We start from the raw sequence: 23,659 nt of genomic DNA, 5'->3' as shown, positions 1-23,659 counted from the left end.
CCCCCCTTTTTTAAGGGGGGTTAGGGGGGATCAAAACGATGTGGAATAAGGTTATCAGACTTGTGTGTACACCGTAGCCTTGCAGGGGAGAGGTACTCTAGCGAGAAGCCGCTCCGCGTCTTTGGAGAGGGGTTTTTAAAACTTATTGAACTCACGTTAAATCCTGTGCATGGACTGGCTATTTACTGAGGGCGATTAGTCAAACCAACTTGAACCTACTTTGACCTACCCACCTGAAAAAGTATCGAGAGTAATAACTCATACGTCCACATACCGACAAAATATAACTACCCAGATAATCTAATAAATAAGAGATAAAAATTTTCTGGAGTTATCTAAATATGAAGCTTTCCACATTAAAAATTATGACCCCTATCCTAGTTGCTCTGATCACTGCTGGTGCAACTTTAGGATCAGCTTTCATCAATAAACCTAGTTCACAAGGGAACACTTCTACTAATCCCGCCCCTACCAATCCATCAAATTTTAATGCTTCAGAATGCCATCCAACTATTGCCAATAAAGTATGCGTTGCTCATTTATTTGTGCAGATTAATAGCGATGAACCACAACAAGTTAAATATAACCAACGTCTTCCTCTAAAAGCTGGGGATACAATGAAATTTTTAAGCTTAACTTATTGCATACCAACTAAAGTAAAACTCAACAAAATAGAAGCTAAGGTATATTTATTTAAAGATAGCATTGAGAATTATCAAGATATGCTATCAACTCCTAGCACTTTTCCCATTAACACAGGCTGTCACAATATCAGCAACTTTCCCAACTCGTGGCAACTAGCAGCAGGACAACACCAAGTTAGCATTCCTATAATTAAGTATGATGGTAGTTATAGAGTGGTTGATAAAAGTTTCTATCTTAACCTTGATGTTGGTCAGTAATGCGATTCTTACGAGAAACAAGATTCCCTAATTCTCAAAGAAGTCGAGGATCTGAACACTCAACAATAAGTGTAAATACATTGTTGTTCACTCTCATAATATAAAGAGATATGAAATTAATTTAATAATCGACTAAGAGGTTGTATTAAAATGCCTAAATGGAAAGTCGTAACAGAATTTACCTTTAATGCTGCTCACTACATTAAAGATTACAATGGCCCCTGTGGTCGAATGCACGGGCATAATTATCAAGTCCGCATTGAAGCAACATCTACACAACTATACGCTTCACAATACTGTCCAAACCCAGTAATGGTAGCTGATTTTAGAACACTACGTTGGGCAAAACAAGATGCCACAAAAGGCGGACTTGATCATTCTGTTTTAAATGAAGTTATGTCTCCTGAATATGAGACAACTGCGGAAATGATCGCTAAGTATATCTACGACGAAACTAAGAAAAAATTACCGCCAGAAGTACAGCTAAAAGTCCATGTTTCTGAGACACCTAATAGCTGGGTAGAGTACGAAGATTGAAATTAAATATACCTACCGAATTTAGCCAAGAAAAGAGAGAAACCCGCCTGTGCGGGTTTTGTCTGTATAGCATAGATTTCATTCACCAGGGCTGTCCCCAGTCTCCAATATAATTCCAAATAAGTGCTAATAATCAATTTTTTGGGCATAAATGGTAGAATTTTCTTAGATAAATCAACTATTTAATCATCTATAACAAGTATTTGCTCTGAGTACATTTCATTGAACTGTACTATATGGTGTGAGTAGATTAAATCTTATTTACTCACAAATAAGCACTTAAAAGTCCAATCCCCAGCCTCAGAAATTGACTGAATTTTAACTTTTGTTAATTATTTAATGTAGTGCTTACATTCTTAAAATTAATCAAGTTTTAAAACCCTATATTAAGTTTTTAATAATACTTGTCTCAGCTTGTACGTTAATGTCGTGATCTGCTGCTGTAATTGTGTAATCTGAAAACAACTAAGCTAAATGATTAAATTGAGGTCTGATGACTCCTACAATTCTGCGTCAACTCTGGGCGGTTGTTGAAAACTCCCAAACCAAAACACTCTTGCAGATGGATGATGCTAGCTTGGTGCAATGGTTAGCACACCAAACAACAACGCAAGCATTTTTAGAGCCTAATGAAACTGACTTCCTGACTGACTACATCCAATCTCGGCTATCTTTAATACGTGATATTGCTTATGATAAACAGTGTTGATAGTAACCTATCTACAAATTACTAATCCATAGCCAATAGTTACTGCTATTGACTATGAACTACTGTTTATTAATTCTTGTGTGGCAAATAACCTTCTACCAAACAATCGCCACCAACGACACGCCAACGAACACGTTCTAAAAGCAAAGCCTCTGTCATAGTATTTAAACCTAAGTCACCCACAGGTGTCGGTGCATGATTACCACCGATAATTTTGGGGGCAATAAAGGCTAAAATTTTCTGCACTGCACCTTCAGATATTGCTCTGGCTGCTAAAGTCCCGCCACATTCCCACAACACACTACAAAAACCCCGCACATATAAATGTTCTATTGCCGTTTGTGGCGTGAGAGATGGTAACTCTAATACCTCAACCCCTTGTTCCAGTAAGAATTTTTGGAAATCTGGGTTAGCACCGACTTGTGTCAATACCAAAGTGGGTGCTTCTGCTGTTTGCCACAGACGGGCATCTGTAGGTAAATTGAGAGAGCGACTCATCACCACCCGCAGGGGATTGTGAGCCTCTAGTTGATGGCTAGTGAGGTAAGGATTATCTTGACGAACAGTATTCCCACCCACAATCACCGCATCGCAACCAGCCCGTAATTGATGAACTTCGCTACGCGCTGCTTGGTTTGTAACCCAAGCACTATGACCGGAATTAGTGGCGATTTTACCATCTAAAGTCATAGCGTATTTCAAAATACCTAAAGGTCGTTTGTGCAGAATGCGGTAGACAAAAGCTTCATTAAGTTGCTGGCAAGCTTCCGCTTCTACTCCCACTAACACCTCTATTCCCGCCGATCGCAAACGCTTAATCCCACCACCAGCTACCAAGGGGTTAGGATCAACCATTCCCACCACTACCCTAGCCACACCAGCCGCCACTAAAGCTTCTGAACAAGGTGGAGTTCGGCCGTAATGATTACAAGGTTCAAGACTCACATAGGCTGTAGCACCACGCGCTAGCTCTCCAGCATCTTTTAGGGCAAAAACTTCGGCATGAGGTTCGCCAGCACGGGGATGAAAACCTTCCCCGACAATCTGCCCATTTTTAACAATTACTGCCCCCACTAACGGATTAGGTGAAGTGCGTCCCAAAGCACGGCGGGCAAGTTCCAAACACCGTTGCATTATCGCCCGATCAAACTCACTACCTACAGGTTGTGGGATTTGTAAATGAGAATCAACTGGCGATCGCACTAGAAATTCATTATCCTGAGTGTTATTTGGTTGGGATGCACCCGCTTGAGCAACCACTGGCAAGTTATCCATAATCTTGGGCAATACTGTAAATATTCTGCACGCTAACTGCTTTAATAGCGATACTTACAGAGTAATATCCCTAGGCGATCGTTGGGGATTGGGGAAAACCATTAATGACTAATAACTAATGACTATTGACTAATTTCATCTTCTCCCACCAAACATTGAGGGGATAGTAGAGAACCGGCGCCCAGAGACTGCTGAGAATGGCGGAAGCGAGGGTGACGCGCTGATAGTATGCCCAGATGAAATCTGTGGAGCGATCGCCTGCTAAATTTAATAACAACCCAAACCCAGTTTCTGCAATAATTGCCATTACGAAGACAATTAAGGCAATGGAAATAAAGTCTTCCTGGATAAAACGCGGCTTCTGAATTAGTGCCGTCAAAAATCCTACAAAACCCAAAGTGATAGCATGAGATGGTTCAGGCGAAGTCATAGCATCCTGAAGTAGACCTAAGATAATACCTGCTAATGTTCCCGCCCACACAGACCGCTTTACACTCCAAGCAACCACCCAAATTAATAACCAATTTGGCCCAATTCGCAATAATTCCGTGCCAGGAAAGCGCGTTGGTAATAATAGCAAACATAAAAACACAGACCCAACTGTGATGCTCCAATCTACTACACGTAACCAACCTGGATGCCAATCCGCCAAAAATTTTTTTCTGGTTCGGAATTTTCGCTCTGGCGGTTTTGACTTGCCACTAAATGAAGGTATCTTCACCATTTTGAGAGACTTAGTTTAATTAGATTTTTGTGCTTTCGGGTTTGCTGATTGCTGATTTTCCAACTCTGGATTTTTGGGTTTGGGATAGACCGCAACCCAATCTAGGGTACTAATTTGGGGAAAAAGTTCAACTTTAGCTATAGAAGCTGGAAGTTTTTTCAAATCTAGCGACTTGATTTTTCCCACCGCTAAACCTGTGGGGAATCTCTGACTATACATAGACGTAGAAACTAAGTCTCCCACTTTCACATTAGGGACTTTTTCATAAAACTCTAATACAGCTTCGGCAGAAGAATCTCCCCTCAATACACCTTTGGCGGAAGTCCGGCTAATGGTGACACCAACTTGACTTTTGAGGTCACTGATTAACAATATGCGGCTGGTGTTAGGTGTGACACTTTCTACTAGACCAACTAATCCCCCTTCAGCTTTTACAACATAACCTTTCTGAATGCCCACATTTGAGCCACGGTTGATGGTCACTTGTTGCCACCAATGATCAGCACTACGTCCTATCACTCTGGCGGGAATTGGTCGTGATGCTAGTGGCTCTTTTTCAGCGTAACCTAGTAAATTTTGGAGTTTTTGATTTTGACTTTCCAGTTCAGTAATCCGTGTTTGTAACTCCAAAAACTGAGCATTTTTGAGCAGTTCTTCTTGACGTTCTTCAGGAGTTGTCCCCGTTTGTAACATTTGTACAGGACGGGTGATTAGCTCGTATACTTCCAATAGAAATTCTCCTTGGGTCTGGCGTAATACCCAAGCACCACCCAAAGCTAAAGCAACTAAACCGACTTGTAAGGTTTTGCGATCCCACCAACGACGTAGAGTAACCATCGATAACCTATTTCTATAAATTCAAAAAATACTGGATTCTATTTATATAAAACCCAAATTACAACCAAATAGAACCCAATATCTAAAATTTTTTGATTACATATTTCGAGAACGCCCGCTAAACACCCGTTCTAGCTGTTTGAAGTTTTCTAGCACCCGCCCTGTTCCCAACACAACGCAACTGAGAGGATCAGCAGCAATATGAGTAACAATACCTGTTTCGTGGCTAATGAGGGTATCTATTCCCTTGAGCAAAGCACCGCCACCAGCTAGCATAATGCCTCTGTCAATAATGTCTGAGGCTAGTTCTGGGGGTGTACGTTCCAAAGTGCGCTTCACCGCTTCGATGATCACAGATAGCGGCTCTAGCATACTTTCACGAATTTCTGGCCCTTTAATGGTGACAGTTCTGGGTAGACCAGAAAGCAAGTGTAAACCCCGCACTTCCATCATTGAATCATTATCATCATGGGTGGGATAGGCAGAACCAATCCGAATTTTGATATCTTCCGCAGTCCGTTCCCCAATCACCAAGTTATGCACTTTTTTCAGATACATGATGATGGCTTCCGTTAATTCATCGCCAGCAATGCGTACTGATTCACTGATCACAGTCCCTTGGAGACTCAGCACGGCAACTTCTGTTGTACCCCCACCAATGTCGATAATCATATTACCAGTTGGTTCTGCTACTGGGAGTCCTGCTCCAATAGCTGCTGCTACTGGTTCATCAATTAAATAAACTTCTCTTGCTCCAGCTTGAGCTGCTGCATCCATAACAGCTCTTCTTTCTACGCCAGTGACACCACTCGGTATGCCAATGACAATTCGAGGTAATATCAAAGACCTACCTTCATTAACACGCTGAATAAAGCTTTTCAGCATCAACTCTGCTGTGTCGAAATCAGCGATGACACCATCGCGCAAAGGTCGCAAAGCGATGACATTTCCCGGTGTGCGACCGAGCATTCTTTTAGCTTCTTCTCCTACGGCTAGAGCTACCTTTTCGTTTTGATCGATAGCAACTACAGAAGGTTCTTGGAGTACAATACCTTTACCAGACACATAAACGAGGGTATTGGCAGTACCGAGGTCGATACCCATATCCCACGATGTGCGAAAGTTCCTGAACAGACCCACTCGTCTCACGCCCCCTAATTTGCGATAATTCTAGACTACAACTGTTAAAGAGAATCGTGCTGGATTCTATTATTTTTTTGCTCTAGAGTCCAGCCCAATATCCTATTTTGTGGTGAATGACGGTAATTCTTACCTAGTTTTTTACATCTACCAATCTGATATCCTTTGACTAGTTGAGTATATCCGTATATTTTTTCAGATTGTTCTGGAAATTCTGCTTATTTTTATACCTAAATTTGTAGTGCAGTTGTTCACAGATTTCCAAGTTAGTCACAATTAGTTATGATTAGAGTCAGAATAAATAAGTACTTTTGTACTAAAAGGTGAAGCACATGAGTATTAATATCGTCACTTTAGTTGGTCGGGTAGGTGGTGATCCAGATATAAAGTATTTCGAGTCTGGTAGTGTTAAGTGTAGATTAACACTAGCAGTTAAACGGAGAACTCGTAATAGTGATGAGCCTGACTGGTTCACTTTAGAACTATGGGACAAGACAGCAGAAGTAGCTGGGAATTATGTCCGCAAAGGTAGTTTAATTGGGATCAAAGGTTCTTTGAAGTTTGACACATGGAGCGATCGCCAAACTGGAGCTAACCGTTCTACACCTATTATTAGAGTAGACCAACTAGAACTACTAGGTTCTAAGCAAGATAGAGATGGAGGAGGAGGCGGCGACTTCCCTTCAGAACATTTTTAACTGGAAGTTAAGAGTCAATAGTCTACAGTAATGACTATTGACTCTTAACTCTTGACTAATAACTAATTTGCAAAGTCACCGATGCGTCAACTTGTTGTTCGCCACCAATTACAGGGGTGGAAGCGTCGTCACTAGCTAACTTAGCAGCCTCAGCACGATATAGCATGGGTGGTGGCGGCGCACTTGCACCATTAATTTGAATACTTACTACCTCCTTTGACTGGAGACCAAGAGCATTAAACACAGCTTCAGCTTGTTTTTGAGCTTCTTGGGTAGCTTCCTTTAAAGCTTGTTGTCTAGCAGATGCGATCGCTTCATCAGTAGCCACAAACCTGATACTATTAATTTGGGTCGCCCCAGCTTTTACAGCTTCATCTAACAATGTCCCAGCTTTCTCCGTCGCAATACGAAAGCTGACGGTATTATTAGCAGCATATCCAGTAATTCGCTGTACATTGTTGGTGTAACTATAAACTGGATTTAGACGAATCCCTGTAGTCTGTAATTTATCCACATTGCGACCTTTGAGGAAAGCCACTACCGCCGATGACCTCCGAGCCGCTTCTTGCTGTACTTCTTGAGCAGTTTTACCCTGAATTTCTACCCCCAAGCTCACTTCTGAAATAGTTGTGGGGATTGATTCTTCGCCTCTACCTGTGACGGTTAAAGTCCGCAATAATCTTTCTTTTTCTTGCGCCATCCCAGGCTGTCCAAAAGTCACAAATACCAGCAAAACTAATGGTAGAGTTTGCCAAAATTTCCCAGCACGCCACTGAGTAGCAAATAAAGTAGTTCTAGACATAAGACTTACACTCCTCTGAAAAATGTGTACACATACTTTGAATAAGTCGTATCTAGCCATTTGTCATTAAGAATTTAATGTCTCGGCTTGATACAATTTGCATGTTTCTACTTTGACATTTGTATCGTCAAACTCTATAACGGTTACATTTTTTGAAACTAAAAATTACACCAAAATTTTTAATAATAGGTACTGAAGTAGAGATACCATGTGAAATCAGCAAAAACGATGAAGTCCCGATATTTTGATCTTTCCCCTTTTCGCCATATAACCCTGGTGAAGAATCACAAAACGAGGGTATTGGGGTAAAATTTCCTCTGTCTTCAGTTCCTGACTACAAAACAAGCATTTTCTCATGGCATATTGGCTGCTCAAAACCGAACCAGACAATTACTCATACTTTGATTTAGAACAAGATGGCAGTACAGTTTGGGATGGTGTTAACAATGCCCTAGCACTCAAACATCTACGAACAATGCAGTCTGGAGATTTGGCATTTATTTATCACACTGGTAAAGAACGGCAAATTATGGGTGTAGCCGAGATAACTAGTCAACCTTATCCAGACCCGGCGTTAGATGATCTCAAGCGGGTAGTTGTCGATGTGCGACCATTGCAAAGAGTTAGCCAGTCTGTGACTCTATCCCAGATTAAGCAAATCGAAAAGTTTGCAGAGTTTGATTTATTGAGACTTCCCAGATTATCAGTAGTACCAATACCTGATATTTATTGGCAATACCTGCTGGAATTAGCAAGCAGTAGCGCGTCCATATAAAGCTCTTGTCAACAGAATTAATAGACATCTCCAGAAATTAATTATGTGTTGCCCAAAATGCTTGTTAGGCAAAATCCTTGAATTATGCCTAACAAGCATTTTCAGAGTTGTCTAATTCATCTCTCCAAGAATTAACGTAACAATGAAAGAGAAGGATGTTCACGGAACAACGCGTAACAAATGCAGTTTTTAAGTGCAATCAACCTCTGTTTTCCTCTGTTGGCTAGTACGACTACAGCCGCAGATAGTTCAATGGTAGTGGCTGCTGTACTACTGAGTTTAGTGGTAATTTACCTAGCTAGTAAAGTTGGTGGAGAGTTATCCAACCGAGTAGGTTTGCCACCCGTTTTGGGCGAACTTGTAGGTGGTGTATTTGTAGGTGTCTCTGTTTTACATCTATTGGTGTTTCCAGAAGGTAGTGTAGATAGTTCTAGTTCTTTGATTATGACTTTTCTACAAACTACAGCTGGTTTAACTCCTGAAGCTACACCAGAAGTATTTGCAGCTCAATCAGAGGTCGTTTCTGTTTTGGCTGAATTAGGTGTGATCATCCTACTGTTTGAAATTGGCTTGGAGTCAAACTTAAAAGACTTGATGGCTGTTGGTATCCAAGCCATAGTAGTAGCTTTTGTGGGAGTAGTCGTACCTTTTACAGCAGGTACGGTAGGTTTGATGATGTTGTTTGGTATTGACGCGGTACCTGCCATCTTTGCAGGCGCAGCTTTGACTGCTACCAGTATTGGGATTACTTCCAAAGTGCTATCAGAATTAGGGCGACTCAATTCCAAAGAAGGGCAGATTATTCTGGGGGCTGCGGTCATTGATGACGTACTAGGAATTATTGTTTTAGCCGTGGTAGCTAGCCTAGCCAAAGACGGCGCAGTAGATGTGAGCAGTGTAATTTACTTAATTATCAGTGCTAGTGGTTTTCTGCTGGGTGCAATTGTCCTGGGCAACGTTTTCAACAAGACATTTGTGGCGATCGCTGATAACCTCAAAACACGGGGTAGCTTGGTGATACCAGCATTTATCTTCGCTTTTGTAATGGCATACTTTGCCGCCGTCATTCAATTGGAAGCCATTCTGGGAGCATTTGCGGCTGGTCTTGTCTTAGAAGAAACAGATAAGCGTAAAGAACTGCAAAGGCAAGTCTGCCCCATCGCTGATATGCTCGTGCCTATCTTCTTTGTCACTGTAGGCGCAAAAACGGACTTAGGAGTATTAAATCCAGCCATTCCCAGCAATAGGGAAGGTCTAATTATGGCAATTTTCCTGATTGCCGTCGCAATTCTCGGTAAAGTGATCACAGGCTTTAGCATCTTTGGTGAATCCCAAATTAACCGCCTAGCTATTGGTGTAGGTATGATTCCTAGAGGTGAAGTCGGATTGGTTTTTGCTGGAGTTGGATCTGCCAGTGGCGTTCTTTCTCCATCATTAGGGGCAGCAATTATCATGATGGTTATCCTCACAACCTTCTTAGCCCCTCCCTTGTTAAGGTTTGTTTTTCCTGAATCAGACAAAGTAGCAGAAGATTCAGAGAAGCTGATTTTAGAGGAATAAGGACTGGGGACGGGGAATTTTAGATTTTGGATTGAATAATCTAAAATCTAAAATTGCAAATCCACTCATTGAAAAGCTGGGGACAGGGGACTGGAAAGAATTTTTTTGCATCCCAATCAATACCTAATGCCCAATCGTTGGGAAACTTCTGTCCTAGATTATCCGTCCCCTGTCATTGTGAATTGTATTTTTCGGTTCATTCGTACTAACATTTGGAATGTTATTTGTTGCCCGTTTTATCTTTTTGCCAATCTTAATCTATGATGATTGTTCAGTAATTAAAAGGTAGCGACTAGAAATCTTGTCCCATCATTTAACATTAGTTGGAGTTTTTACCTAAAAATTCGATACCAGCAATCAAGAAAATCAATAATAAATATCTGGTCAACTCATTGTTGCATCTGATGCTTTATGAGGAGAAATGGTATGTCCTGATAGTTAGGTGAAAATTGCGGGCATACTGAAATTCTAACCCATTAATTTGTAATTTTATACCCATTTTAAAATCCAAGAAAGTTACTGTAACTAAATATTTCGGTGGTGAAGGTGTGACGACTGACCAATATGTTGAGATATTAAATCAGTAAACAGTGAACAGTTATCAAGGTTGCTTTCCTCAGACTGATAACTAATAAATGTTTACTGATAACTGTAGAAAGCTCTCATGAATGCGAATCAGGAGAAAGGATTGTGAAACTAGACTGGCTACTAACTGGAACTGTGGGAACGGTGTTGTTACTTTCATCGCCAACTTGGGCAACAAGTTTGAATTCTTGGCGATTTGATGCCAATCAAAACCGTTTGGAGATTAATACCACGGGAGCGGTACAACCAAAAGCACAACTGATTTTTGGCCCCACACGCTTAGTTATTGACTTACCAGGTACAACTTTTGGCAAACCCCAGTCCACACAACAGGTAGGGGGTGCGATTCGAGCAGTGCGTGTGGGGCAATTTGACCCCCAAACCACCCGAATAGTCGTGGAACTCGCTCCTGGTTATACCCTTGACCCCCAACAAATCAAATTTGTTGGCATTACTAGTAGTCGTTGGACTGTTCAATTACCCACCCCAACGGCGGAAAGGGCAGAGTCTAACCCAAGTAGTGTTTACAACGTAGTTACGTTGGAGTCTGACGCTAAACCAGAGTTTTCTAATAATGTCGTTACTGCCGCCGCCGGAACGACTCAAGTTGAAAACTTACAAGTAACTGGGGATGGTTTTTTTGTTCGTACCAGTGGCGGTAATCCTCAAATTAAGGTCAATCGCAGCCGCGATCGCGCTACCATTTTTATGGATATTGCTGGTGCAAGTTTGTCACCACGTCTCACCCAGCGAAATATTACTGTCAACAAGCATGGTGTGAGCCGCATAGAACTCAACCAACTGCAAACCAGTAAACCGTCTGTCCGCATGACTTTAAGGGTAGATAAAAATAGCCCTGACTGGCGCGTCACCTCCAGTAGTGCTGGTGGTTTGGTAGTTCTCCCCAGTCGGGTTGTCAGACTACCAGGAAATGATAATTCTGATAACTCAGCAAATAATATTACTGTACCTAGCAAATTACCTGCCAGTAATGAAGTAGCGACGATTCAATCTATTGATCTAGCCAATAACCAATTAGTTATTCGCGCCGATCAAAATGTATCTGCTACCAGTGGTTGGGATAGAAATACTGGTCTGTTCCGCATTGCTATTACTAACGCTAAGTTAGCTCCTAACGTTAAAGGGCCAAATTTTCAAGCTAATAGTCCTATCCTCAGAGTCCGGTTGCAAACCCAAAACCCTAATACTGTAGTTGTCTTAGTCCAACCAGCTGCCGGAGTTCAAGTTGGATCACTCAACCAAGTCGGTAATCAGCTTTTGGCTTTGGAATTACAAGGCTCGCGTCGGAACATCACCACACCACCTTTACCTCCCATCCAAGGACAACTACCAGACCCTCGAAATCCTCAACCTGTAACTCAACCAACACGTCCTCTTCCTAGAGGTAAGGTCGTAGTATTGATTGACCCCGGACATGGTGGTAAAGACCCAGGTGCAATTGGTATCGGTGGACTACGTGAAAAAGATGTCATATTACCCATTAGCCAACGCATTGCTCAAGTTTTACAACAAAACGGTGTGCAAGTGGTGATGACGCGTAACTCTGACAACTTTGTGAGTTTACCAGGAAGAGTACAGATGGCAGAAAGAGCTGGTGCTGATGTGTTTGTCAGTATCCACGCTAACGCCATCGGTGGAGGACGCACAGATGTCAATGGTCTGGAAACCTATTATTACGACAGTGGTTTGGGTTTAGCTCGCGCAGTTCATAACAGCATTCGCCAAAGTGTGAATGTTAGAGATAGGGGAGTACGGCGAGCTAGATTTTTTGTCCTCAGAAAAAGCTCCATGCCCTCTATTCTGGTGGAAACAGGTTTTTTGACTGGTCGAGAGGACTCGGCTAAGTTGCGAAGTACAGCTTTCCAAAACCAAATGGCAGATGCGATCGCTCGCGGTATTCTCCAATATCTCAAACGCTAACAGTAATTCTCCTGAAAGCTACTCACCTCACCGAAAAAACCCACAACCAAGCATGAAAATCTCTTTTCTCTGATACCGTGGTTCAAAATAAAGCGATCGCTGGCATCTACAAAAGTGTCTGTGCTGAATTTAGCCATAAATTTATGGACAAATAGCATGGCAAAATCAAAAGTGCGTGCTAAGATACAACGCCATCAGCTTTATTTTTATACCGATACAAAATTTGATTGCCCCAAAAAAGCCAAAGTTTGAACGGTGACGGTGTGAGGATTTGCCCATATGTTGAGATTGCATCAGTGAACAGTTATCAAGCTTGCTTTCCTGGCACTGATAACTGATAACTGAATAACTGATAACTGTCGAAAGCTCTCATCAATGCGAATCAGGAGAAAAGATTGTGAAACTAGACTGGTTACTAACCGGGACTGTGGGAACGGTATTGTTACTGTCATCACCAGCTTGGGCAACGCGGTTAAATTCTTGGCGATTTGATGCCAATCAAAACCGCTTGGAGATTAACACTACAGGCGCAGTACAGCCGCAAGCACAACTAATTTTTGAACCCACACGCTTAGTCATTGATTTGCCAGGAATAACCTTTGGCCAGCCCCAGTCCACCCAACAGGTAGGGGGTGCGATTCGATCAGTGCGTGTGGGGCAATTTGACCCCCAAACCACTCGGATAGTTGTAGAACTAGCCCCTGGTTATACCCTCGACCCCCAACAAATCAAATTTGTCGGAATTACTGCCAATCGTTGGACTGTCCAATTACCCACACCAGTTGCTGAAAGCAGAATAGATAATCCAGAAATTGCCCAGCAACCACCCTCTAACCCACCTTCTAGAAATATTTACACGGTCACGCCTACTAGTCGCGAACCAGAAGTTAATACTGTTGCATCTGTAACTCAAATCGAAAACCTCCAAGTCACAGGTGATGGCTTTTTTGTCCGCACCCGTGGTGGTAATCCTCAAATTCAAGTTAATCGCACAGAAGATAAGCAGGTACTCAACATCGATATTGCCGGCTCATCTCTATCACCCAATCTGAAACAGCAGGATTTTGCTGTCAATCGTTATGGTGTCAGCCGCATTCAATTTAGCCAACTGCAAAACAGACCCCAAACTGTACGGATGACGATGCTGCTGGATCAAAATAGTCCAGAATGGCGAGTCACTACCAGCAGCGTAGGTGGCTTTGTAGTTCTGCCTAGTAAAAATTTAGTCAGATCACCCAGAGAAAATAACTCAGAACCTATTTCTGCTACTAATTCACCAGCTACCATCCAGTCCATAGAACTAGCTGAAAATGGTACACAACTGTTGATTCGTGCTGACCAATTAGTCTCGGCTCAAGGTGGTTGGGATAGATCGACTGGATTATTCCGCATCACGATTAATAATGCCAAATTAGCTGCCAACGTTAAAGGCCCTGCTTTTACTGCCAATAGTCCAATTCTCAGGGTACGATTGCAACCCCAAGCACCCAATACAGTAGTTGTTTTAGTACAACCAGCAGCAGGAGTACAAATAGGGGAACTCAATCAAGTCAGCAACCAGCTTTTGGCATTAGATTTACAACCCTCGCGACGATTTATACCCTCAGTTGCTTTACCATTACCATCAGCTAACCAAGCTCAATCACTAGAGACAAATATCGATAATCCGAGAACTATATCCCGCCCCACTGCAAATTCTTCAGTTCCCAGGGGGAAAGTTTTGGTAGTTATTGACCCTGGACATGGAGGGAAAGATTCAGGCGCACCTGGTTTGGGTGGACTGTTAGAAAAAGACGTAGTGTTGCCCATCGGTCGCAGGATTGCCGCTATTTTGGAACAGAACGGTGTGCAAGCAGTATTAACACGAGATGCTGATTTCTTTGTAGAGCTTCAAGGTAGAGTAGATATTGCTGAACGAGTTAATGCCACAGTATTTGTCAGCATTCATGCAAATTCTGTGGAGAATCGCCCCAATGTCAATGGCTTAGAAGTTTATTATTACGATAGTGGCTACGCCCTAGCGGAAGCAGTCCGCAAGAATATTTTACAAAGTATTGGTACTATCAACGATAGAGGCACACGCAAAGCCAGATTCTATGTCCTCAGAAAGAGTTCTATGCCTTCGATTTTAGTAGAAACAGGTTATATGAGTGGTCGGGAAGATAATCCTCGATTGGGTTCACCAGAATATCAAAATCGGATGGCAGAGGCGATCGCTCGTGGTATCCTGCAATATTTAAAAAGATGATCAAATTCAAAATATAGTACAAATAATTAATTGGTGTACATACAGAATTTAATGGTCATTTAGGCAATTGTCTGCTAAATTCTGTATTTTAAATCCCCAAATTTTAATAGTATCTGCCTGTGTATTCATCTTCCGGCTTTGAAGGTAATATTTACGAGTTCTTAGACCAAGAGCCTCAACGCGCTCCCATTGGTGTTTTTGATAGTGGTGTAGGTGGGCTAACGGTATTGCGCCAACTCTATCGGCAATTACCGAATGAATCAATTGTTTACTTTGGAGATACCGCCAGGCTACCTTACGGTATTCGTTCCCAAGCCGAAATTGTCCAGTTTGTGCGCGAAATCCTCGACTGGATGCAGCAACAACGGGTCAAAATGGTCATCATGGCTTGTAATACCAGTTCTGCTCTCGCACTGGAAATAGTTCGCGCCGAATATGACATCCCCATTCTTGGTGTCATTCTCCCTGGTGCGAAAGCAGCCGTCCAGCAAGGTAAGCGTATCGGTGTCATCGCCACACCAGCCACAGCTAAAAGTGATGCTTATAAGCACGCCATTCTAGAAATCAACCCTGACGTAGAAGTGTGGCAAGTTGGCTGTCCAGAGTTTGTCCCACTTATTGAGCAGAATCGCATTCAAGACCCCTACACGGCTGAAGTAGCTAGGTCTTATCTTGAACCTTTACTACAACAAGATATTGATACCCTAATTTATGGCTGTACCCATTATCCCTTGCTTGCGCCCGTGGTGCGATCGCTCCTCCCAACTCAGGTAAAAATTATTGACCCTGCTGTTCATGTTGTCACCGCCTGTAGTCAAGAATTAGACCTACTAGGCTTAACCAACACTCACCCCCCCCTACCCACTCGCTTCGCTGTTAGCGGTTCACCGCAGCAGTTTGCTCAATCTGGAGTCAATTGGCTAGGCCATACCCCCATCGTTGAATCAGTTGATTTTGCTAATATTCCTAGTCATTAGTCACAATAGTCATTAGTCAATGACCATTGTGACTAATGACTATTGACTAGGCTTTTTTCCAGTACGTTTTGCTAAACCCAACAATAGATAAACAGTCAGCAAGTATCCCGCAGCTAAAATAAAAATGATCATAGGCATATTCCCATAAACCATGATTCCACCCGCACCTTTTCAAAGACATAATTAAATTGCATAAAAATAGCAAAAACTTAACCAACCCAGTAATATCTCGGTAGCTGGATTAATTTAAGGCAGATTCCCCGATAGAGTCATTAATTCTCTACGGTTTAAGTATTTGCTATTTAATTAATTGCAGACCATACATCCGACAACAGACATTACATTGCCTTACAGCAACCTAATACTGCACTCCTCAGCAGCCTACCTAGTCTGCTTTATTTTTGCCGACATCTTGACAACAAGAGCTATGCTTACGCTCAACGCAAGCAAAAAATATATAACAACAACTCTCAAAAGAGTTGTCTAGCTCCTAGTTAAGAATCTTTCGCCATAGACAGTAACCAAGAAAGATTTTCTTGATTGATGATTGGACGAAGTTATATTTGTAACTCACAACATTGAAAGAGTAATGTCACTAAAAAGTGAATTACTGTTGTGGGGTGAATAACTGAAAAATCTAAAATCCCTAGATTATAGCGTAACATAACAAAGTTAACTTTGAGGGAAAATTTGAAATTTTCTAGACAGTTACAGAGGAATACAAAACTGTAAATTTATACATAAATTTTGTTAATATATAATTGATATTACGTATTTTAAGTAAAAATATTTTTAGAGATGTATTATAAATTAATATAAAAGTTCATTATAAAAAAATAATACTTGCTGCAAAAGACTTTTACAGAAAACACTTAGTAGTCTAACTTAACGCGTAAAAATGGAGTAGTAACAATACTTAAGCAAACTTAGTTCTAAAACACAGATATTAATACATAGAAAACATTTATTTTTCTAATGAATTAGTCACTTTTTAATGATGTAAGTAGCCAGATGTCACTAAATATCTAAGTTTCGGCTAGTCTGACATCCAAAATTATTGGGTGAGGCTCAGGCACACTAGCAACGCACCGCCCGTGATAAGTAAAAGAAACGATCAAACCCCCTGTCCCCTATATTTCTTCAGAAGTACAGATAAACAAAAGTTGGTATTCTTATGAGCAAAACTTTGCGCTGGCACAGGCTTATCTTAGAATGATTATTAGGATATGTAAACTTTCGTAACTAAAGTCAGAGTCCGCCCATCCATGACCCCAGCCACCTCCCTGTTTACCCCTGTGGAAGCAGACCTGCAAATACTAGCAGATAACCTCAAGCAGCTAGTTGGAAATCGCCACCCCATTCTGTTTGCGGCCGCCGAACATCTTTTCGGGGCTGGGGGAAAGCGTATCAGACCAGCGATCGTGCTGTTGATATCGCGGGCGACCATGTTAGACCAAGATATTACACCGCGTCATCGTCGCCTAGCAGAAATCACCGAAATGATTCACACTGCCAGCTTGGTACATGATGACGTAGTAGATGAATCAGACGTGCGGCGGGGCGTTCCTACCGTTCACAGTTTGTTTGGTAATCGCATTGCCATCCTCGCCGGAGATTTTCTCTTTGCTCAATCTTCATGGTATTTAGCTAACCTAGACAACTTGCAGGTAGTCAAACTACTTTCAGAAGTCATTATGGATTTAGCTACCGGGGAGATTCAACAAGGATTGAATCGCTTTGACACCAGTATCTCAATTGAGACTTATCTCGAAAAAAGCTATTACAAAACTGCTTCGTTGGTTGCTAATAGTGGTAAAGCGGCAGGACTACTCAGTGAAGTTTCCGCAGAAGTTGCAGAACATTTGTATGCCTATGGTCGTCATCTGGGTATAGCCTTTCAGATTGTTGATGACATTTTAGACTTCACCAGTACCGCCGACGCTTTAGGTAAACCTGTAGGTTCGGATCTCAAAAGCGGTAATCTGACAGCACCCGTGTTATTTGCCCTAGCCGAAAAACCGTATTTAGAAGTGTTAATAGAGCGAGAATTTGCTCAAACGGGAGATTTAGAGCAAGCACTGGACTTGGTTCAAGATAGCCAAGGTATACAGCAGTCCAGAGATTTAGCTGCCCAGCATACTAAGTTAGCAATTGACCATCTAGCTGTTCTCCCACCTTCAGAATCGCACCAGACGTTGATCAACATCGCGGAATATGGACTAAGTCGGTTGTATTAGCTGGGGACTGGGTATTGGGGACTGGGAAATCACTATTAACCAATACCTACTCCCTACTCCCCACTCATGATGTAGGAAAAAAATTTTGGGTTTTTAGGAAAAATTTTTGAGATTTTTGAGATAAAAATTTTTGGATGTTGGTGTGTGTTTAAAACAGCCAACATCCAAATTTTTTTTAAGCAATATCAGGAGGTATGTTTTTACTTGAAGGCTGTTGTCGTAGCTGTTTCTGTATGAGTTTTTGGAATTTAGCACGCTGTACTTCATACGAGTGAGTGGTTTTACCCGGCGTTTCCAAAAAAACGATACTATCTACGGGTTCTAATGCCACCAATTGGAACAAAATGTGGGTGGCGGGAACAATTTTTGGGGTGATTTGAGGGTCTAGCCCAGCAGGGGAAATTAGGGAAACATCCTGTATGGTAGGGAAAGCGTAAACAACACGCTTTTCGATTCCTGGGTTGACACGATTCCTCAATGTAGTTAAAACCCAGCTACCCTCCGCATCTTGGAGAATATGGTACTGGGAATGACGTAACTTTTGAGCGATCGCCACCAGCACAGGAGCAATTGCTGCAACAAGATGTGGTGTTACACCATCGTTGGGTGCATTGTTAATCAGCAATTGAATTTGTGTTTCTAAATCCATAATGACTTGTTAACGTCTGTTGGGTAAAGGCAATAACATTTATCGCCATGTGATTAATCCCATTAGAGTTGGGAATAATAAAATCAACCACATCCTTAACAAGGATGTGTATGCGTTTAGCTTATACGCAAAACCATAAAGCCAATACCCACCTTCGTCACAAGTTCTATTTAAGTTTATGTATAGGGTCTTTTGACAACCGACACTATGAATTCAGCCGCAACAGCAACTATTCCAACCGCTCCCACCGCTCCCACCGCTCCCACCACCAACACTTTCGGAGAAAATACTAACGGTGAGGAAGTAATCTTCCAACTTGCCTACAAAGAGCTTAAGCAGTTCACCAAAGCTTCAGACAAGAACTGCCACGATGTAGCCAATCGGATCACCATCGAAGTATACCGTATTTGCCACGAAAGTAAACGTATTCAAGCTTCCGGTGCTGTAGAAAATTCAGCCATGACCTTAGCCAAACACAGGCTACAACAGTGTCTGAGATACTATCAATTGGGTTCTAGCCGAGGCAGAGTTGAATTACACAGTACCCTCAGTGCAATTATTTATCGTTACATTAATCCTCCCCAACGCCAATTGAGTTATCAAGGGCGGCTGACAATCATAGAAGATTTTCTACAAAGTTTTTATTTAGAAGCATTAAACGCCTTTCGTCGGGAAAACCAACTTGGCCCTACTTATCGCCCCCAAACTCTCCTAGAACTATCAGAGTACATGGCCTTTACCGAACGTTACGGTAAGCGGCGGATTCCCCTCCCTGGTCGTCAACAGCAATTAATTATTCTCCGCGCTCAAACTTTTTCTCAACAGCAGCCCCCAGAAGCGATCGTTGATATCGAACAAGCAGCAGAAGGTAGCAGCAACGAAGGTGATGGTACTTGGGAAGAACCAGCAGTACAGCAGTTACGTTCAGCTATGGCTACCCAAGCAGCACCCGAACCAGAAGAAGATACACTCCGCTCCGTTGTGGTTACGGAATTAATGAGTTATTTGGAGCAACGTGATCAATCTGACTGTGCTGATTATTTTTCCCTGCGCCTCCAAGATATGTCAGCCCAGGAAATTGAAAATGTTTTAGGTTTAACTCCTCGTCAGCGAGATTACTTACAACAACGCTTTAAGTATCATTTAATCAGGTTTGCGTTATTACATAAATGGGAACTAGTACACGAATGGTTAGAGGCTTCTTTACATACTAATTTGGGCTTAACTCCTCAACAGTGGGAAGCCTACACATCCCAATTAGACGAGAAACAAAGAGCTTTACTAGACTTGAAACAACAAGGACAACCCGATGACAAAATTGCTAAAGCTTTAGGGTTATCAATGGCACAACTACAAAAACGGTGGTTTAAAATTTTAGAACAAGCTTGGGAAATTCGTAATTCCTTAGTATCCGGATCTAGTGCATCTACTCATGAATAGAGACTCAGAATCCTTTCAAAAGTACCTACTCGGTTTTCTGGCTAGTATCAATCAACCAGAAAACCAGAGAGGAAACCGTGAGGATACCGATAAGGGAGATCACCTTCTCAGCCAAACTGCCACTATAAATAGTGGTGAGCTAAAGTTGGGAAGTATACCCCAAACCTTTTTATTGGGAGAAATTCCTACTGTGCAAGAACGTTTTCAAGCCGTCATCAAACGTCGGTTACAAATTCACACCGAAAACCACCCACCCTTGTTTCCCTGGGAAACACAAATAGTAGACTATCCAGATACTCTGGATGAGCCATCACTAGTATTTAGCCCTAACTGGGGGTGGATGGCGCAGCAATCAAAGCTGAATCTACCTATTCCCCTACCAGAGAAAGTATTCCAAGAATTATTAGCAAGATGTCAACAAATGGTGACATCTTCGCTACCAATAGGGGCAAAATTAGTGCAAGTGGTGGAAGGCTTATTCCCCAGCGAATCCCACACAATCAACAATCTTGCTGGTTTGGTGTTACGCAGCAGCTATCGATCGCCAGAAACTTTAGAGACAGTACCTAATATCGAGAGTGATTACTCAGATTTGGGGTCTCAACAACAAATGGCAATTTCTTTGATGGCAGCTCAACAACTGTTAGATAATCTCACTCTACCAGTTTCACCAAGCAAGCCAGTAGTAGAAAGACTCTGGTTAACTAGTGCAGGCGCACTCAACCTGCGGGTAGAATACCACTCCCAAGGTGACACGAAACTATTACGTGTTTATGGTGATTTACCCACTCAAGGAATTTTGACACTGCGGGGCGATAACTCTATTGCCATGGCACAGTCATCAATTCCTGGATGCTTGAGTGTGGAAATCTCTTGCCAGCAACTTCACCCAACTTACACCTTAGAAGTTGAGTGTCCAGAACTCGATCAATTGCCACTGTTGTTTGTGATTAATCCCACAATCTAGCTGAGATTACCACCGCTAGCACACCATTATTGATCAACACCCATAGATAAGAGCATTATCGTGGTTTTGCATCAAAATATGTTTCTTAAAGGGCGGTCATTAGGGCTTCTACAATCACCCGCAACGAGAATGAAAATTTACAAGACATCTATACTCCCAAAGGCTGCTTTCGGGGAGTTCCTGTTTTCTTAAAGGAACTTCCCGAAAATTTGTCTCTATCAGCATCTACTCTATAGCTTTTCCGAAATTGGAAATGTTTAATTTAACCAGGTTGAATCGATTTTGGCATCTGCCTGTAAGTTATGGGCGACACAATAACCAGGGGTCGCCTTTGTTGGAAGTGGAAGACTCCATTTCCTTGCGGGTACTAGTGCTAGCGTTGGTAATCACAGGTATTGTAGCGATGGATATTGCTGCCAATACTACTTTTAGTATGTGGGCAATTCCACTGAGTGTCTTAGGTACAGCTTGGAGTTATTACCGCCGTCGTGAAGCTAATGTCACCGTCAAGTTTTGCATTGCCATCGGGATGTTAATGGCATTGGGTGCTTTCTTTGGGCGGTTATTTGGCGAATTGAATGATACGCGGTTGGCTTTGGCGGAGTTATTAATTCAACTCCAAATTCTGCATAGCTTTGATGTGCCTAGGCGTAAAAACTTGGGCTATTCCATAGTTATTGGCTTAATTTTGTTGGGTGTGGCGGCAACGTTGAGTCAAACTTTAGCCTTCGCACCCATATTATTATTATTTTTAGCGATCGCACTGCCGACTTTAGTTGTGAATTATCGTTCGCAACTGGGACTGAAAAATTCACCAGTTAAAAGTCAAAAGTCAAAAAAATTTAAATTATCTAAACAGTTACCTACTTATTTTGTACTATTTACCGTAGTTGTCGCCTTGGGATTGGTAGTATTTGCATTTTTACCCCGATTCCCTGGCTATCAACTGCGGACTTTTCCTGTGAGTTCTCCCATTGAGGTGAAGGGCGGGTTTACCGGCCAGACTATTATCAATCCTGGTTATGTCCGCCAAGGGAACGCTGACAATCAAGGTAATGGTAATAGTGCAGCACCGAGTAAAAATGGTCAACCAGGACAGGTAGATAGCGGTTTTTATTACGGTTTTAATAGCAAGATTAACCAAAACCTGCGGGGAGAGATGAAACCCAAGGTGGTGATGCGAGTGCGATCGCAAGCTGAGGGATTTTGGCGGGTGCTGGCCTTTGACCACTATACAGGTAAAGGTTGGGAGGTTTCCCGTAATGAAGAGGTTACTACTATTAAGCGATCTCCTTGGTCTTATCAGATTTTTTTATCATCCCCTGCTATATCTGGCAAGACTAGGGAAGTAGTACAAACATACACGGTAGTATCAGACTTACCTAACTTAATTCCGGCGATGTCTTATCCCAGGGAAATTTACTTCCCGACACCGATGATTGCAGTAGATAAAGAAAATAGCTTGCGATCGCCGGTGGGATTATCAGAAGACCTCACCTATACAGTAATTTCCGAAGTACCGTACCGCGATCGTACTTTACTGGGAAAAGCTACTACAAATTATCCCCGGAATATTGAAAAGTATTATCTACAAATCCCCCCAGAAATTTCCACCAAAGTTAGACAACGTACCGAAGAAATTCTCGCTAAATATAACCAAGAACAAGTAGGGAAATCGCAAAAAACCTTAGATTCTACCTATGAAAAAGTTCTTTATTTAGCCCAATACCTCAAGCAAAACTATTCCATCCCTAACAACCCCTTCGAGTTCCCTTTTTTAGATGAAAAAGAAGACTTAGTAGAAGCATTTTTATTTAAACATCAAGGCGGGTATCCAGATCATTTCTCAACAGTTCTCACAGTGATGCTGCGTTCCATTGGTATCCCATCGCGGCTAGTAGCAGGGTTTGCTCCAGGGGAATTTAATCCCTTTACGGGGATGTATGTGGTGCGAAACACTGATGCTTATGCGATGACGGAAGTTTATTTTCCTAAATATGGCTGGTTTACCTTTGATCCCATCCCCAATCATCCCCTGATTCCACCTTCTATTGAAGAAACACAGACTTTTAGTGTGCTGAAGCAATTTTGGAATTGGGTGGCTGGGTGGCTACCTTCCCCAGTGACAGGCTTTTTCAACAATGTTTTTGGGACGATATTTAGCTGGTTTGGTAAAGCGATCGCTTGGTTTTTCGCTTTATTTACTCAAGGTTGGGTAGGTATATTAACTGGCTTAATATTAGCAACCACAAGCGCATTTTTGGGCTGGCTAGGCTGGGCGCAGTGGCGAAAGTGGTTACATCTCCGTCGCTTAGGTACACTACCGCCAATGGAACGTCTGTATCAACAAATGCTGCAATGGGCAGATCAAAAAGGTCTAGGTAAACATCCAGCACAGACACCTTTAGAGTATGCCAAAGTATCATCTGGGCATTATGCTCCAACCCATGCTCAGGTCATAAATGATATTTGCCAAGCTTATGTGAGTTGGCGTTATGGAGGTAATACTCCAAACTTATATCAACTACAACAAAAATGGCAAGAATTGAAAAAATCTACCAGTCATCAGAGGAAGTAATTCGATTAATCATTAGTGATAATTTTCTGCAAAATATGTATATTTTGCAGAAAGTAACAATGTGGACAAATCACTTTT

Annotated in this window: 20 protein-coding genes; 13 read left to right on the top strand and 7 right to left on the bottom strand. The window is 42.0% G+C overall.

Annotated features, from left to right (window positions below; translation table 11 throughout):
- Positions 1-341: 341 nt before the first annotated feature.
- The 3 genes from VB693_RS06535 to VB693_RS06525 all read left to right on the top strand — a co-directional run bounded on the left by VB693_RS06535 (position 342) and on the right by VB693_RS06525 (position 2,148).
- Complete coding sequence (locus VB693_RS06535) at positions 342-902, top strand: hypothetical protein (protein WP_323265543.1); 561 nt, start codon at positions 342-344, stop codon at positions 900-902.
- A gap of 150 nt (positions 903-1,052) precedes the next feature.
- Positions 1,053-1,439 (top strand): 6-pyruvoyl tetrahydropterin synthase family protein, encoded by a 387-nt coding sequence (locus VB693_RS06530; RefSeq protein WP_323265542.1) that lies wholly within the window; start codon positions 1,053-1,055, stop codon positions 1,437-1,439.
- A 493-nt stretch (positions 1,440-1,932) separates the two neighbouring features.
- Positions 1,933-2,148, top strand: a complete 216-nt coding sequence (locus VB693_RS06525) for a hypothetical protein (RefSeq protein WP_323265541.1) — start codon at positions 1,933-1,935, stop codon at positions 2,146-2,148.
- Between the two features lie 69 nt (positions 2,149-2,217).
- Here the strand turns inward: VB693_RS06525 and ribD are convergent, their stop codons facing one another.
- From ribD to VB693_RS06505, 4 genes are all read right to left on the bottom strand, one after another.
- Positions 2,218-3,423, bottom strand: a complete 1,206-nt coding sequence (gene ribD / locus VB693_RS06520) for a bifunctional diaminohydroxyphosphoribosylaminopyrimidine deaminase/5-amino-6-(5-phosphoribosylamino)uracil reductase RibD (RefSeq protein WP_323265540.1) — start codon at positions 3,421-3,423, stop codon at positions 2,218-2,220.
- A 115-nt stretch (positions 3,424-3,538) separates the two neighbouring features.
- Positions 3,539-4,144, bottom strand: a complete 606-nt coding sequence (gene mreD / locus VB693_RS06515) for a rod shape-determining protein MreD (RefSeq protein WP_414576236.1) — start codon at positions 4,142-4,144, stop codon at positions 3,539-3,541.
- Between the two features lie 18 nt (positions 4,145-4,162).
- Complete coding sequence (gene mreC / locus VB693_RS06510; protein ID WP_323265539.1) at positions 4,163-4,984, bottom strand: rod shape-determining protein MreC; 822 nt, start codon at positions 4,982-4,984, stop codon at positions 4,163-4,165.
- Between the two features lie 96 nt (positions 4,985-5,080).
- Positions 5,081-6,088: a rod shape-determining protein gene (locus VB693_RS06505; protein ID WP_323265605.1), complete on the bottom strand. Its 1,008-nt coding sequence runs from the start codon at positions 6,086-6,088 to the stop codon at positions 5,081-5,083.
- 368 nt (positions 6,089-6,456) lie between these two features.
- Between VB693_RS06505 and VB693_RS06500 the strand changes: the two genes are divergently transcribed.
- Positions 6,457-6,822 (top strand): single-stranded DNA-binding protein, encoded by a 366-nt coding sequence (locus tag VB693_RS06500; RefSeq protein WP_190696303.1) that lies wholly within the window; start codon positions 6,457-6,459, stop codon positions 6,820-6,822.
- Positions 6,823-6,877: 55 nt separating this feature from the next.
- Here VB693_RS06500 and VB693_RS06495 read toward each other — a convergent pair whose 3' ends face one another.
- Positions 6,878-7,624 carry an SIMPL domain-containing protein gene (locus tag VB693_RS06495; RefSeq protein WP_323265538.1) on the bottom strand — a complete coding sequence of 249 codons (747 nt, stop codon included), beginning with the start codon at positions 7,622-7,624 and terminating at the stop codon, positions 6,878-6,880.
- Between the two features lie 355 nt (positions 7,625-7,979).
- On the opposite strand from VB693_RS06495, the gene VB693_RS06490 reads away from it, so the two are divergent.
- The 3 genes from VB693_RS06490 to VB693_RS06480 all read left to right on the top strand — a co-directional run bounded on the left by VB693_RS06490 (position 7,980) and on the right by VB693_RS06480 (position 12,485).
- Positions 7,980-8,399, top strand: a complete 420-nt coding sequence (locus tag VB693_RS06490; protein ID WP_323265537.1) for an EVE domain-containing protein — start codon at positions 7,980-7,982, stop codon at positions 8,397-8,399.
- A 180-nt stretch (positions 8,400-8,579) separates the two neighbouring features.
- Complete coding sequence (locus tag VB693_RS06485; protein WP_323265536.1) at positions 8,580-9,959, top strand: cation:proton antiporter; 1,380 nt, start codon at positions 8,580-8,582, stop codon at positions 9,957-9,959.
- 690 nt (positions 9,960-10,649) lie between these two features.
- Positions 10,650-12,485, top strand: coding sequence for an N-acetylmuramoyl-L-alanine amidase (locus tag VB693_RS06480; protein WP_323265535.1), 1,836 nt, complete (start codon positions 10,650-10,652; stop codon positions 12,483-12,485).
- On the opposite strand, the gene VB693_RS06475 is transcribed toward VB693_RS06480, so the two are convergent.
- A complete protein-coding gene (locus VB693_RS06475) occupies positions 12,482-12,622 on the bottom strand; it encodes a hypothetical protein (protein ID WP_323265534.1) in 141 nt (46 codons plus the stop codon). The genes VB693_RS06480 and VB693_RS06475 overlap by 4 nt on opposite strands.
- A 260-nt stretch (positions 12,623-12,882) precedes the next feature.
- Between VB693_RS06475 and VB693_RS06470 the strand changes: the two genes are divergently transcribed.
- From VB693_RS06470 to sds, 3 genes are all read left to right on the top strand, one after another.
- Positions 12,883-14,733, top strand: a complete 1,851-nt coding sequence (locus tag VB693_RS06470; RefSeq protein WP_323265533.1) for an N-acetylmuramoyl-L-alanine amidase — start codon at positions 12,883-12,885, stop codon at positions 14,731-14,733.
- A 119-nt stretch (positions 14,734-14,852) separates the two neighbouring features.
- The gene (gene murI, locus VB693_RS06465; protein WP_323265532.1) at positions 14,853-15,710 is read left to right on the top strand and encodes a glutamate racemase; all 858 of its coding nucleotides are present in this window, start codon (positions 14,853-14,855) and stop codon (positions 15,708-15,710) included.
- A 1,265-nt stretch (positions 15,711-16,975) separates the two neighbouring features.
- The gene (sds, locus tag VB693_RS06460) at positions 16,976-17,947 is read left to right on the top strand and encodes a solanesyl diphosphate synthase (RefSeq protein WP_323265531.1); all 972 of its coding nucleotides are present in this window, start codon (positions 16,976-16,978) and stop codon (positions 17,945-17,947) included.
- A gap of 175 nt (positions 17,948-18,122) precedes the next feature.
- Here sds and VB693_RS06455 read toward each other — a convergent pair whose 3' ends face one another.
- The gene (locus VB693_RS06455; RefSeq protein ID WP_323265530.1) at positions 18,123-18,596 is read right to left on the bottom strand and encodes a hypothetical protein; all 474 of its coding nucleotides are present in this window, start codon (positions 18,594-18,596) and stop codon (positions 18,123-18,125) included.
- 207 nt (positions 18,597-18,803) lie between these two features.
- Between VB693_RS06455 and hetZ the strand changes: the two genes are divergently transcribed.
- The 3 genes from hetZ to VB693_RS06440 all read left to right on the top strand — a co-directional run bounded on the left by hetZ (position 18,804) and on the right by VB693_RS06440 (position 23,581).
- On the top strand, positions 18,804-20,036 hold the full coding sequence (gene hetZ, locus VB693_RS06450; protein WP_323265529.1) for a heterocyst differentiation protein HetZ: 1,233 nt from the start codon (positions 18,804-18,806) through the stop codon (positions 20,034-20,036).
- The gene (locus VB693_RS06445; RefSeq protein WP_323265528.1) at positions 20,029-21,003 is read left to right on the top strand and encodes a PatU; all 975 of its coding nucleotides are present in this window, start codon (positions 20,029-20,031) and stop codon (positions 21,001-21,003) included. Before hetZ ends, VB693_RS06445 begins: the two co-directional genes overlap by 8 nt.
- Positions 21,004-21,256: 253 nt before the next feature.
- Positions 21,257-23,581 (top strand): DUF3488 and DUF4129 domain-containing transglutaminase family protein, encoded by a 2,325-nt coding sequence (locus VB693_RS06440; RefSeq protein WP_323265527.1) that lies wholly within the window; start codon positions 21,257-21,259, stop codon positions 23,579-23,581.
- The last annotated feature ends 78 nt before the right edge of the window (positions 23,582-23,659 follow it).

Source organism: Anabaena sp. UHCC 0399 (assembly GCF_034931465.1).
GTDB classification, from domain to species: domain Bacteria; phylum Cyanobacteriota; class Cyanobacteriia; order Cyanobacteriales; family Nostocaceae; genus Trichormus; species Trichormus minutissimus.
This window is presented reverse-complemented; position numbering and strand designations above follow the sequence as displayed.